Annotated in this window: 12 protein-coding genes; 2 read left to right on the forward strand and 10 right to left on the reverse strand. The window is 48.1% G+C overall.

The genetic code is table 11. The features are described from left to right. Positions 1 to 16: 16 nt before the first annotated feature. Both ytxJ and MHB43_RS22030 read right to left on the reverse strand, forming a co-directional pair. On the reverse strand, positions 17 to 364 hold the full coding sequence (ytxJ, locus tag MHB43_RS22025; RefSeq protein WP_405117983.1) for a bacillithiol system redox-active protein YtxJ: 348 nt from the start codon (positions 362 to 364) through the stop codon (positions 17 to 19). A gap of 122 nt (positions 365 to 486) precedes the next feature. Further along, complete coding sequence (locus tag MHB43_RS22030; protein ID WP_221825352.1) at positions 487 to 900, reverse strand: hypothetical protein; 414 nt, start codon at positions 898 to 900, stop codon at positions 487 to 489. Between the two features lie 276 nt (positions 901 to 1,176). Here MHB43_RS22030 and MHB43_RS22035 point away from each other — a divergent pair, with 276 nt between their 5' ends. Then, complete coding sequence (locus MHB43_RS22035; protein WP_036674874.1) at positions 1,177 to 1,701, forward strand: type 1 glutamine amidotransferase domain-containing protein; 525 nt, start codon at positions 1,177 to 1,179, stop codon at positions 1,699 to 1,701. A 120-nt stretch (positions 1,702 to 1,821) separates the two neighbouring features. On the opposite strand, the gene ptsP is transcribed toward MHB43_RS22035, so the two are convergent. The 4 genes from ptsP to aroA all read right to left on the reverse strand — a co-directional run bounded on the left by ptsP (position 1,822) and on the right by aroA (position 7,446). After that, the gene (gene ptsP / locus MHB43_RS22040) at positions 1,822 to 3,582 is read right to left on the reverse strand and encodes a phosphoenolpyruvate--protein phosphotransferase (protein WP_237174436.1); all 1,761 of its coding nucleotides are present in this window, start codon (positions 3,580 to 3,582) and stop codon (positions 1,822 to 1,824) included. After that, positions 3,579 to 5,459, reverse strand: coding sequence for a glucose PTS transporter subunit IIA (locus tag MHB43_RS22045; RefSeq protein WP_221825358.1), 1,881 nt, complete (start codon positions 5,457 to 5,459; stop codon positions 3,579 to 3,581). The genes ptsP and MHB43_RS22045 overlap by 4 nt, the downstream gene beginning before the upstream one ends. Positions 5,460 to 5,656: 197 nt before the next feature. Next, positions 5,657 to 6,091: a CoA-binding protein gene (locus MHB43_RS22050; RefSeq protein WP_221825360.1), complete on the reverse strand. Its 435-nt coding sequence runs from the start codon at positions 6,089 to 6,091 to the stop codon at positions 5,657 to 5,659. A 59-nt stretch (positions 6,092 to 6,150) separates the two neighbouring features. Next, complete coding sequence (gene aroA, locus MHB43_RS22055) at positions 6,151 to 7,446, reverse strand: 3-phosphoshikimate 1-carboxyvinyltransferase (RefSeq protein WP_145151207.1); 1,296 nt, start codon at positions 7,444 to 7,446, stop codon at positions 6,151 to 6,153. A 105-nt stretch (positions 7,447 to 7,551) separates the two neighbouring features. Between aroA and MHB43_RS22060 the strand changes: the two genes are divergently transcribed. Then, positions 7,552 to 7,857 carry a rhodanese-like domain-containing protein gene (locus tag MHB43_RS22060; RefSeq protein WP_017687407.1) on the forward strand — a complete coding sequence of 102 codons (306 nt, stop codon included), beginning with the start codon at positions 7,552 to 7,554 and terminating at the stop codon, positions 7,855 to 7,857. 136 nt (positions 7,858 to 7,993) lie between these two features. Here MHB43_RS22060 and MHB43_RS22065 read toward each other — a convergent pair whose 3' ends face one another. The 4 genes from MHB43_RS22065 to MHB43_RS22080 form a co-directional block, all read right to left on the reverse strand. Beyond that, complete coding sequence (locus tag MHB43_RS22065; protein ID WP_223868845.1) at positions 7,994 to 8,503, reverse strand: shikimate kinase; 510 nt, start codon at positions 8,501 to 8,503, stop codon at positions 7,994 to 7,996. Between the two features lie 592 nt (positions 8,504 to 9,095). Next, positions 9,096 to 10,505, reverse strand: a complete 1,410-nt coding sequence (gene gndA / locus MHB43_RS22070; RefSeq protein WP_237174432.1) for an NADP-dependent phosphogluconate dehydrogenase — start codon at positions 10,503 to 10,505, stop codon at positions 9,096 to 9,098. 172 nt (positions 10,506 to 10,677) lie between these two features. Then, positions 10,678 to 11,277, reverse strand: a complete 600-nt coding sequence (locus tag MHB43_RS22075; protein WP_405117984.1) for a hypothetical protein — start codon at positions 11,275 to 11,277, stop codon at positions 10,678 to 10,680. Positions 11,278 to 11,530: 253 nt separating this feature from the next. Continuing rightward, positions 11,531 to 12,823: an MFS transporter gene (locus MHB43_RS22080; protein ID WP_405117985.1), complete on the reverse strand. Its 1,293-nt coding sequence runs from the start codon at positions 12,821 to 12,823 to the stop codon at positions 11,531 to 11,533. Positions 12,824 to 12,958 lie beyond the last annotated feature (135 nt).

Consider the following 12,958-nt stretch of genomic DNA (forward strand, 5'->3'; position numbering starts at 1 on the left):
TCAATTAAAATAGGCTTTAGGACTCACTCAAAACATTCGCAAGTGTGGTTCTAGTAATATCTGAATGGGAAGTATGCCATACAGGAATTCCCTTTTTGATCAGGATTGCCTGTGGAGATTCGTGCTTAACACCCAGCTTTTCTGCTGCTTCATTCGATACCGGGCGATCTTCCACAACATAGATGATGCCATATTTCACTTGTTCATTGGCATTGTTAAGCAAATAATCGTTCATCTCCTGATAAGCATTCGAGCTGATCGGACAGCGCGTACTATGCTTAAACAGAAGCAAGGGTTGATCCTTGGTAGCCTCCACTGCGGAGTTTAGCTGTTCAATACTTGTCATTTTAGTCATGTCAGCCATTAGATATACATCCCCCTTTACCAGGAATACCGCTATGTTGAGCGTTTTCACTCTTCGATATCTTAACAAAAAGTGCGCGAAAAAGCCAATTTTCATGAAAACAAGCATTTTACACGTCAAAATTAGACAGCATTTGAGAAGTACTCCTGCCACACAAATCCGGATAATTGACTTAATCTGCGCTCCGTGGTCTCAATCCACGCTGCATCACCAGACTTCGTTGCGTAACCCATAATGTCCAGCAGCAGATTGATACGCTCCTCCACTGCTTGCTGCATTCGATATTCCATCTCCCGATCGGTCGCATCCGGCCAGGCCAGCAGTAGCTCATGAAACACGTCTGCCAGTTCATTACGTTCACCAAAAGATACGTCTTGCTTCACGGGCTGTTCACCCAATGTGCTTATGCATTCTGTTAAGTCCGGCTTGACCGGCGGAAGCACTTCGTATGATACACAGTCTGTACACGCAAATACGGGTACGTTTCGAATCTCCACTTTTTTGGCGTATACCACTGTTCTTAATTCCAACTCCATTACATGTCCACATCTGCACGACTTGCGCACAACCATCACCTCATTCGTTCTATACTCTATATAAGTACCATTCGACCTATTTCGGCTCAAATCCTGCTATAAACGAAAGGTTGCACAAATTACCACTCCCACCAGATGAAGGTTGTCGAATGCAGGCAGTTACTGACTTGTAATCGCTTCCTCCAAACTGAATATGCACTTCCATGAAGTCCCTTGGAGAATCTGTTACAATTAAAGACGCAACAGACCTAATCACCGCAAAAAGGAGAGATGGACATGAGATTAACCGGTAAAAAAGTCATCGCTCTGGTCGATGAAGAATTCGAGGATTTGGAATTGTGGTACCCTGTACATCGGGTTCGTGAAGAAGGTGCAGAAGTGCATCTTGCTGGAGAGAAAAAAGGAAAAACCTATATTGGCAAATACGGTGTGCCTGCTGAAGCCGAATACAGTTTCGATGAACTCGACAGTTCAGATTACGATGGCATTCTCGTGCCAGGCGGCTGGGCGCCAGACAAGCTGCGTCGTTATCCGAAAGTACTGGAGCTTGTGAAGGAAATGAATGCAGACCGGAAACCGATTGGACAGATCTGTCATGCGGGCTGGGTGCTGATTTCTGCCAAAATTCTGGACGGGGTTACAGTAACCTCTACACCAGGCATTCGCGATGACATGGAAAATGCAGGTGCGATCTGGAAAGATGAAGCCGTTGTTGTTGATGGACATATCATCTCAGCACGTCGTCCGCCTGACCTTCCCCCTTATGGCAAGGCATTCTGTGATGCACTCGCTGACAAATAAAAACAACCCCATTGTGCTCTCATGCACAGTGGGGTTATTTTATATAACAAGGTGTCCAATACATAATTATCACAAATGTAAATACATTAACTTAAAGGTATTTATATCCATTTCACCCAATTATGATGCGTTCGATCCACTTTGTTCATCTGGACTTCCCGTGGAGTCATTAAAGACTTGCAGTCGCTCCTCAATATCTCCGCTGGTCCGTAAGGCGAAGCACTTTCGCGCTTCTTCTTTGGCGGCCGATGCTGTTGTGTTCAGCACTCTGTGCTTCACACGTAACAGGGATTGCGGAGACATACTCAAGTGGCGAATGCCAAGCTCCAACCAAAGCGGAATGGCACGTTCGTCCCCTGCCATCTCTCCGCACACACTGACATCAATTCCAGCCGTATGAGCCGCATCTGCTGTCGCACGAAGCATCCGCAGAACAGCCGGATGATAGGGGTGATACATATGAGCAATCTGCTCATTCATTCGATCTACTGCCAGTACATATTGAACCAGGTCGTTCGTACCAATACTGAAGAAATCAGCTTCCTCTGCGAGCAGATCAGCAATCATCACCGCTGCAGGAACTTCAATCATAATTCCCACCTGAATGTGAGGGTCGTATGCTAATCCGCGCTCGTCCAGATCGGCCATCGCCTCACGGAGAATCTCATTGGCCTGCTGAAGTTCTTCCACCGAAGAGATCATCGGGTACATGATTTTGACATTTCCGGCAGCGCTGGCACGGAGAATGGCTGTAAGCTGTGTTTTGAACAGATCCTTGCGATCGAGACTAATCCGAATAGCTCGGTAACCCAGAAACGGATTGTCTTCCTCCGGCAGTTCAAAGTAATCGAGTTGCTTGTCACCACCGATATCCAGTGTACGAATAACAACGGATTGTCCTGCTGTTTTCTCTGCCACAAGACGGTATACCTCATACTGTTCTTGCTCACCCGGGAAAGTCGCACGGTCCATGTACAAGAATTCTGTTCGGAACAAGCCCACACCTTTGGCTCCTTGTTTCAAAGCAAGGTCCAATTCTTTCACCGAACTGATATTGGAAGCCAAGTGCAAAACAGCCCCATCTTTGGTTACAGCATCCACGGTAGCAAGGACTTGAAGTTGTTCCTTTTTCTTCAGTTGTTTGCTGCGAAGCATCGTATACCGTTCAATCGTCTTACGATCCGGGTCCGTAAATACCAAGCCATTGTCACCATCCACGACAAGCATATCTCCTGTCTCTACCGGCATGCCAAGACTCGCTTCCAGACCGGAAACGAGAGGAATGCCAAGGGCACGAGCCATAATCGCGGAATGTGATGTTTTCCCGCCAATCAAGGTTACAATGCCTAGCACATGGGTCGGATTCAGATGTGCCAGTTGGGATGGCGATAATTCTTTGGCAACGAGCACATACGGCTGGGTATCCGAAGGAAGTGTAATCTCCGGTGCACCGAGCAAATGCTTGAGCAGACGGTTACCCACATCCTTGATGTCAATGGCCCGCTCCTTCATATACTCGTCTTCCAGCAAGTCAAACATCGTGACAAAGTGGTCAATGGCTTCTTTGACCGCCACTTCTGCTGCCTTATATTGACGCTCGATAATGCCGCGAATTTCGTTCATGAATACCGGATCTTCCAAGATGGCCAGATGTGCATCAAAGATACTGGACTCCTCTGGACCAACAACTTCCTTGAACTCATTTTTGATATATTCGATCTCATCCTTTGATGTCCGTATGCCCTCATACAGCCGTTCGAACTCTTGGGCAAGATCCACCGAATCCATCTTTTGATCCGGCAGATCCCATTCCCAACTGGGCAGGACAAATGCTTTGCCGATGGCTATGCCTGCAGCTCCGTTGATGCCTTGTATCTTCATTCTACCCCTCCAACGTTCCTGTCATAGAGCACCACGGACATAACGGATGCCTGACCTTTCTTAACTTGCTTAAATGGAGCAAAACTCCATGATTTTACACGATCCGGATTCGTAATTACCATGGGTGTTGTTAGTGATGCCGCTTGCTCGCGGAGTACTGCCAGATCAAACTTGATCAACAACTGCCCTGGCTCCACCGTATCGCCCTCCTGAACAAAAGCTTCAAAATGGCCTTTCAACTGAGAGGTATCGATGCCGATATGCAGTAATACCTCAAGCCCCTCACGGGTAGAAATACCCAAGGCATGCATGGTCGGGTACAAGTGCATAATCGTTCCGTACACGGGTGAGACCAGCTCTCCCTTTTCCGGAACAAAGGCTACACCATCACCGACAAGCTTGGCTGCAAAAATCTGATCAGGTACCTCTTCAATCGGGAGCATTTTGCCCTGAACGGGGGCACAGAACAGAACCTGTTGCAGATCTCTTTCCAGCAACTTCGCGATTTCTTCCCGAATCAATTCCGAGTAGGTCCCGAATACCACCTGTACGTTACCGCCACCCAGCTTGATCAGTCCTGCGGACCCCATACTCTTCATGGCACCCGTGTCGATCAGCCGGTCATCATGCACAGTAAGGCGAAGACGTGTAATACATGCTTCAACCTGTACAATGTTACTCTTCCCACCCAATGCTTCGAGGATTAAAGGTGCCTGATAAGGAATGTTACCTACCCAATCTTCCAGCATGGAGCCCTCTTCACGTCCTGGTGTTGGAATCTTGAACGTACGAATCGCCCATCGGAACAGGAAGTAGTAAAGCAGCCCATATAGTATGCCAATCGGAATGAGCTTCCACGCATTCTCCGATAGATGGAAATTGAGTATGTAATCAATAATACCTGCGGAGTAAGAGAATCCATGCCGGATATCCAGCCAGTAACTAATCCACATGGCAACGCCGGACATCACTGCATGCACGATGAACAGATAAGGAGCCGCGAACAAAAAAGCAAACTCAATCTGTTCCGATACCCCGGTTAGAAAACAAACGAGTGCCGATGTCAGAAAAGTTTTCTTGATTTTCGGTTTCAGATCTTCCCTGGCTTCCTGAATAATAGCAAAGGCTATCGCCGGAATGGCAAACATCATGATGGGAAACAAACCTGCCATAAAGAATCCTGCTGTTGGGTCACCTGCAAAAAATCGGGGCAAATCCCCTTGCACAATGTTACCATCAGGCGTTTCAAACGTCCCTAACTGGAACCAAAACACATTGTTAAGCAGGTGATGAAGCCCAAAAGCGACCAGCACCCTGTATAACACCCCGTAAATGAACAGTCCAAAACCCCCGAGACTGTATTCCCAAGTGGCAATGCCGTTCAATCCATGCTGTAGGATCGGAGCGAGCCATAACATAAAACAGGAAAACAATGCCGAACAAAGTCCGACGATGAGCAAAACAAACCTTGAACCTCCAAAAAACTGTAAAATTTCAGGCAGTTTAATGCTTTTAAACCGATTATGCATCCCACCGGCAAGCGCGCCGAGTATGATTCCGATTAAGGAAGCGGGCTGAACGGTGCCATCCCCGAAGTTCCGAGTCACCTGATCATATATCACGATACCAGCCAGAGCAGCAAGTCCCGCTTGTCCGGCCTGGTTGGAGAGTCCCAGTGCTACACCGACAGCGAACAAATACGGTAAGAAATAAAAAATACCGTGTCCGGCCACGGTAGACACTTCACCGACAATATCCAATCCCCAGGCGTCCCAAGGCAGACTGCCAACACTGAGCAAAATTGCGGCGGCGGGCAGGACCATTGTAGGCAGCATTACCGCTCGTCCGAGCTGCTGCAAGGATCCGAGCCAATTCATGGCGACCTCTCCTTTCTATCCTAGATGGTAAGCTTTACGCAACGTTTTGTCAAAGCAAAACAGTAACCAATTGGTAATTAATAATGGCAAAAATAGAACAGAAAAAATCCCGTCAACTTCAAGTTAACGGGATTCATCCTATGTTCATTCAATTGGGTCAGATCAGGAGATCAACCGATCTTAGGTGAACGAGCCTCTCAGCCGCGTCCAGCGCCGCGCAGAACGATGGAATCTTCTACCTTGATACAACGATTCGTTACCGCTGTCATGCCGTTCTCTGCAGCAATCTGGACCGCTTCATCACTATGGATGCCAAGCTGCAGCCACAGCACATTAGCTTTGATGGCAGCGGCGTCACGAGCGACTTCCGCGCAAAACTCTTCGCGACGAAACACATTGACAATGTCTACCGGCTCTGGAATATCCGCGAGTGTGGCATATACCGTCTCGCCTAGGATTTCACCTTGCGCCTGTGGATTAACCGGGATAATGCGATAACCTCTGCTCTGCATGGCTTCTGCCACCATATAGGAAGTGCGATCTGATTTGTCTGATAAGCCGACGACTGCGATGTTGCCTGCCTTGCGCAAAAGTTGCCCAATTTCTTCACGAGTAGGGTTGTTAAATTCCATGTTCAAGCACCATCCTTTTCTGATTAAAGTGCGTGTTCAAAAGACAGGTTTCAGTTATTTTACTCTTTTACCCATTGAACCGAGGCGCCAAGCGCCTGCAAATGATCGAAATATTGCGGATAAGACTTGGCTACATGGTGTGCATCCCGAATACGAAGCGGCTCCTTGGAACGCAGACCAACGACAGTTAGCGCCATAATTACACGATGATCGTAGTGAGCATTAATCTCCACGCCGCCTTCAACGCCTTCCGGACGTCCGTGTACAATAATCTCAGCTTGACGCTCTTCAACGTTCGCTCCTGCCTTCCGCAGTTCGTTCAAGTAATCGGTGATTCGGTCACATTCCTTGTAACGCAGGTTCTCTACATTATAGAACCGTGACGTGCCTTCCGCAAACACAGCTGCGGCTACCATAGCCAAAACGGCATCCGTCGCGGCATCCCCATCGAATTCAATCGCTTTCAGTCTGCCATTACCTTGAACGTGTACGACATCGTTCTCATGTGTCAAAGGCACTTCCATCATGCGCAGAACGTCAACGATGGCACGTTCACCCTGTTTGCTCTGCTCCATCAGTCGCAGAATTTTCACATCAGACTGTGTAACCGCAGCTGCGGCAAGAACGGCTGCCGAGCCCGGGTAGTCCCCTTGAACCGTGTAGGTCGTCGGCTGGTAAGCCTGTCCACCTGGTACACGGAAGGACATGTAATCATCACTTGCATGGATAACGATGCCTGCCTGCTCCAACACTTCCAGCGTCTGTCCGATAACGACCTTGGACTTCAGGTCATTCAGTACTTCAATGGTGCTGTCTTCTGCAAGCAACGGAGTTACAAACAACAATGCACTCAGATATTGGGAGCTGACGGAGCCGGATACACGAATGTGTCCACCCTTGGCATTGCCACCCTTGATTGTAATCGGCAGGCGTCCTTGTTCATGTTGTACTTCTACACCCAATTGACCAAGCGCATCGATCAGGTCATCATGGGGGCGTTTGCCCAGTGAATCCGGGTACGTATTCACAAAAGTAACTTCAGGGCAGAGCGCTGTAACGCCCATCAGGAAACGAAGTACAGCACCCGCATTCCCAACATTCAATTCACGCACATCACGGGGATGACTGCCAAAGCCCTGGATCACAATCTTGCTGTCGTCTTCTTCAAGTACTGCCCCCAGATCGCGAATACATCTGCGCATGGCGTCACTGTCTTCACTGTGTGCCGGGAAATGAATGGTACTTGTGCCTTCTGCCAGTGCAGCAGCCAGCAAATAGCGGGTAGTGTAGTTTTTGGAGGACAGAGCCCCGATTTCCCCGTTCAGAGTGGGGGTTGGTTTAACAATAACGTCCATGGATGAAATTCTCCTTCGTTGATTATATTGTGGCCAAATTGACATTCCGTGCATCGCTTGGGTATCATTATAGCGTTAAGTCCATACAGAAAAGAGGACCTGAATATGACACAAATAGCTGAAATTGAAACGTCTGAGCTGCGCCGCCGTTTACAGGCGGGAGAGAAGCTGCAGATGATAGACGTCCGCGAGGACGATGAAGTCGCGCAAGGCATGATCGAAGGAGCCAAGCATATTCCGCTTGGACAGATTCCGGACCGACTGTCTGAGATTGAGAAATCAGGCGAGATCGTGATTATCTGTCGTAGCGGTTACCGCAGTGAGCGTGCCTGTGAATATCTGCAACAACTGGGATATGAAGGCTGTACAAACATGGTCGGCGGTATGCTTCAGTGGCAACAGGAAGACTAGAGAAACCCGGAGAGAAGCGAAGTCATTTGTAACCTTGTGACTTCTGTTCTGCTCCACTCCTAGAAACGGGCCTATATGGCCCGTTTTGTTATATCTGCCACCACCTATCAACCATCAAACTTCGATGATAACAAGCTTAGACGCGGTAATGCGCTAAAATTAAACGAGTCACTTCGGCAGCGGATAACTCGGTTGTATCCACCGTATAATGTGCGAACCGATATGCGTCTTTCCGTTCTTCCATAATTGCCTGAATGCGTTCCTCTGCATTGCCTGCGAGAAGTGGACGGTTGTCACAGCCACTAACACGCTCTACAATCACTGCCGGATCAGCAGTCAAGGCAACAACCCAACCATTCTTCAGCATCACGTCACAATTATCCGAACGCAGCACCACGCCACCTCCGGTCGCTATGACCTGTGACTTCTTCTCCAGCATCGAGCACAACATGCGGCTCTCGGCATCACGGAAATACGTCTCTCCCTTGCCAGTGAACAATTCTGGAATCGTACAGCCTTCCTCTTTTTCCACCGCGGCGTCTACATCAATCAATCGATAACCAAGCTCACGTGCAAGCATGTCAGCGACGGTTGATTTGCCGGTTCCCATCATGCCGATGAGAATAATATTGTTAGACTTGCTCAAGGTGTACACTCCTTTAATTCAAGCAATTCGTGAGCACTTTTGTCCTATCATAACACAGCCCTGCGGACTGGGAAAGACCATCTCCTGACCGACTTCTTTTCGACCTTCCGCAACCTTCCAAGACAGATCAAGTAACTTCCGGCATCTAAGCCTACGTCAGATCACCCTCAAGCAGTTTTGAGCCCCCAAACGTCTCAATCAGTGACCAACTATTAACCTAACGAACTCCAATGAGCTTATTTACGGTAAATAGGCGCAGTTAAACTTCTTAAGAATCTGAGTAAACTTATTTCCAAAAATCACCGTCAAAACCTCGACATCTCGCTATGAATTATCGAAATAGTGCCTTCTGAGTTCGTTAAAAAATAGAACCGGCTCATTTTGCCAAAATAGAGTGTCTCCTGTTCATTAGGTCTAGAATCAGCTACATATCTTCTTTATCAACATTATTACTGTATAACACAGTAAAAAAAGAGGCCCAGCGTTGACCGGCAATCACCGGAACGCCAAACCTCTTTTGAGCCCCTTAGCAGGCCAAACCTGCCACTTAAAGGGGCACTAGCCAAATCTAATAGACCTTGTATATGTGGTACTACTCCATCCAGTTGTGGTGGAAGCTGCCTTCTTTGTCCACACGTTTGAACGTGTGAGCACCGAAGTAGTCACGTTGTGCTTGCAGCAAGTTGGCTGGCAGACGCTCTGTACGGTAGCTGTCGTAGTAAGAAAGAGCGCTGGAGAAGCCAGGTACCGGAACACCTTGTTTTACAGCAGCCGCTACAACTTCACGCCATGCGTCTTGATAAGACTCAACGATGTTTTGGAAGTACGGATCCAAGAGCAAGTTTTTCAGAGCTGCGTCTTTATCATAAGCTTCCTTGATGTTTTGCAGGAACTGCGAACGGATGATGCAACCGCCACGGAAGATCATGGCAATGTTGCCGTATTTCAGATCCCAGCCATACTCATCGGAAGCTGCACGCATTTGTGCAAATCCTTGTGCGTAGGATACGATTTTACTTGCGAAGAGGGCTTTACGCACGCTCTCAATGAACGCTTTTTTGTCGCCAGAGAATGCTTCAGTCGCTGGTCCATTCAGGATTTTGCTAGCTGCTACACGCTCGTCCTTCATGGCAGACAGGAAACGGGAGAATACGGATTCCGTAATCATGGACAATGGTACGCCGAGATCCAGCGCGCTTTGGCTTGTCCATTTCCCTGTTCCTTTTTGACCAGCCGCGTCCAGAATGACGTCAACCATTGGTTTGCCCGTTTCTGGATCGTATTTGGAGAAGATATCTGCTGTGATTTCGATCAGGTAACTATCCAGCTCTCCTTGATTCCATTCTGTAAAGATCGCGTGAAGCTCTTCAACAGAAACGTTCAATACGGATTTGAGCAAGTGGTATGCTTCACCAATCAACTGCATATCTCCGTACTCGATACCGTTATGCACCATTTTCACATAGTGTCCGGCACCATCAGGTCCAATATATGTACAACATGGATCGTCACCGACTTTGGCCGAGATCGCCGTCAGGATCGGTTCAACCAGTTTATAAGCACTTTCCTGTCCACCTGGCATGATGGAAGGGCCTTTCAGTGCGCCTTCTTCACCACCGGATACACCTGTACCGATGAAACGAATGCCTTTGTCTTCCAACTCTTTGCTGCGACGTTGCGTGTCAGGGAAGTATGCGTTCCCTCCGTCAATGATGATGTCGCCCTCATCCAGGTGAGGAAGCAGTTGTTCAATGGTAGCGTCGGTTGCTTTACCAGCTTGTACCATGATCAAAATTTTGCGCGGGGATTCCAGGGATGCTACGAACTCTTCAATGGAGAATGAGCCTGTCAGGTTTTTACCCTCAGCTTCTTTCAGAAGATCATTGGTTTTCTCCGGGGAACGGTTAAATACCGATACTGAGAAACCTTTGCTTTCAATGTTAAGGGCCAAATTTTTGCCCATGACAGCCAGGCCAATTACGCCAATTTGTTGTTTTGTCATCTGGTCCTCCATCCTTTGCTCCAAGTAATTTTATTGAAATAAATTATCAACAATACTCCCATTTTAACGGTTTTATGTATAGAAGTGAACCCCGTGGCACAGCTACGCAACGAGAAAACACCCCAATCTGCTGAGGTGTTCATCGTATTTTCATAAATACGGCCTTATCTTGTCATCCTTCCAACATTAACAGATGTCCAGACAACTGTTTTAAGACTTCACGGCAAGCATTTGCTTTTTCGATATTATCCATCTGCATGGCCATGTAGAGGCGCTCCAGTTCATCGTCCACTTCCATGCGCAGCAACATGAGCCTTTCCTCGCCTTCACGCGAGAGGAACATTTCTTCCATCTCTTCCGCCGTCGGCGCAGGTTCCTTTTGAAAAATCACACGCTGTTTGAACCCAGAGACTTCCACGAGCCGAATGACTTCACCGAATAAAATGTTCTCCACGGTCATCTGTTGATCCTTGAACCGCTTCACAACTGCATGCCCGCGTGTATCTCCAATCAGCTTCTCCAGCCACTCTGCAAGTTTTGCATCCTTAATGATGTAATCCCCAGTCATCTTGTAGTTCCCCGTGCGTGTCTGTTGAAAGCGGAGCTTTACCAGCTTGCGGCCGGTCCGGACTGACAGGATAAAAAAGGATTCGTCCTCGCTCCAATATAGTGAATATCCCTCACGAATAAGGTCTCTGATCAAATTTTGGATATGCCGACGGTTGAACCGCAGCTCCAGATTGCAATATTCAACTTCATAACTCTTATTCACGGCACTCCCTCCATCTGTACCGGATCAACTCCGGCCCTCGTCTTCAATCGCTTCTACTCAATCGGCTTACCCTATTTTATACTTCATTTTATGTAAGGGTACTTGGTTATTTGACTATTTTTCACCGAAAGGACCGCAGGATTGCAGCTTTCCGCAGACGCACAGGGGCAAGCCCCCGATTCTCGTGATATAATGGACGCGAAAAAGGGAGCTCCACAACCAAGACGGTTGGTGGAACTCCCTTTTCTTTTGCTTATTTGGCTGGAGCGGTGCGAAACGGATTGCGGGATAACACAAAGTGCACAACGGCAAGTCCTGCCATGACGATGGCACTGCCAATGAATGGGGCCGGATGGCTCACGTGGTCCCACAGCAGTCCGGAAACAATGGGGCCTACAACCATGCCTGATCCCTGCAATGTAAGGAAGAATCCCCAGATTGCTCCCCGCTCTCCTTTGGGAATCAGTGTGGCTACAAAAGCATTCCAAGCGGGCAAAATCATGGCATAACTGATGCCCACCAGCATGACAACACCAAACACCACCGGAATGGATGTTATGGAGGAGAATGCGAACAGACTCGCCGCCGCCATCAAAAAACCAACGTTCAGGAATGGTTTAGTACCAAACCTGTCTACCATTTTACCTACAGGCAGCAAGGCAATAACGGTTATTCCGCCTCCCGCAATCAGCAACAAACTGTAAAGGTTCGGTGAGATGTGCAGGTCTGTGCGTGTATATAGCGTGATTACTGGACTGAGCAGCCCAATGACAAACGATTGCATAAACAAGGCAGGATACACGAGCGGATTAACATTAAGCGTGCTGCGTACCCTTTGCAGTGTGCCCTTCACACTCTTTTGCAGCCGGATGAACGGCGTGAGCAGATTCGGTTTGGCTGGATATTTCATATCACTATTCTTCGCTGCTTGCTCGGCATGCTCCCCTTCAACAATGACACGTCCAGGAAGAATCATGGCCACCAGAATAACGAGAATGGCACAACCCATCAGCACAAGGAATATGGTTCGATAATCATGATGCGTGCGCTCCAGCAGCCAGTTCATGCCTATAGGTCCAAGCCCCGTTCCCCCGAGAGCAGCCATCTCCAGCGCCCCCATTGCTGTACCATTCTTGTTCTGTGGGCCTGACATCGCAGTCACCCCTGTCATGGCGCAAGGCCATAGTGGTGACGTACCAATGCCAAGAATGAGACAGGCCATGGCCAGTCCAAAGGCACTTTTGAGAAAAAGGATCATAATAACAGCGATTAAGGTACAGATTAGTGCTGTAACCATCGTTGCGCGGAACCCGATCCGTTCTGCTGCCCAGCCGGAAGGCGCCCGGAACAGATTATCACCCAGATATTGAAGAGCAAATGCCACACCAATGACGCCTGCAGACAGACCCAGTATATTGTCCATATACACGGGCAAAACAGCTACCAACAGGGCTCCTTTGATAATTTCAACTAGAAAAAGTGTCAGCCACATCGCGATAAAAAATGGTGATCGCAAAATTTTGGCTGGTTTTGTGTCGGTTTGCATTCTTTTTCCCCTTTCGGTGTTCATTTGCCTATTCCCTATCCTTAGTGTAACCGTGGGGAATGTGCCCAAATCTCGGCAATTTAAAAAATTGTCGATTATACTGTTGCATTCGGTTCTTAATTTGCTATACTCATC

Origin of the sequence: Paenibacillus sp. FSL H8-0317 (assembly GCF_045040685.1) — a bacterium.
Classification (GTDB): domain Bacteria; phylum Bacillota; class Bacilli; order Paenibacillales; family Paenibacillaceae; genus Paenibacillus.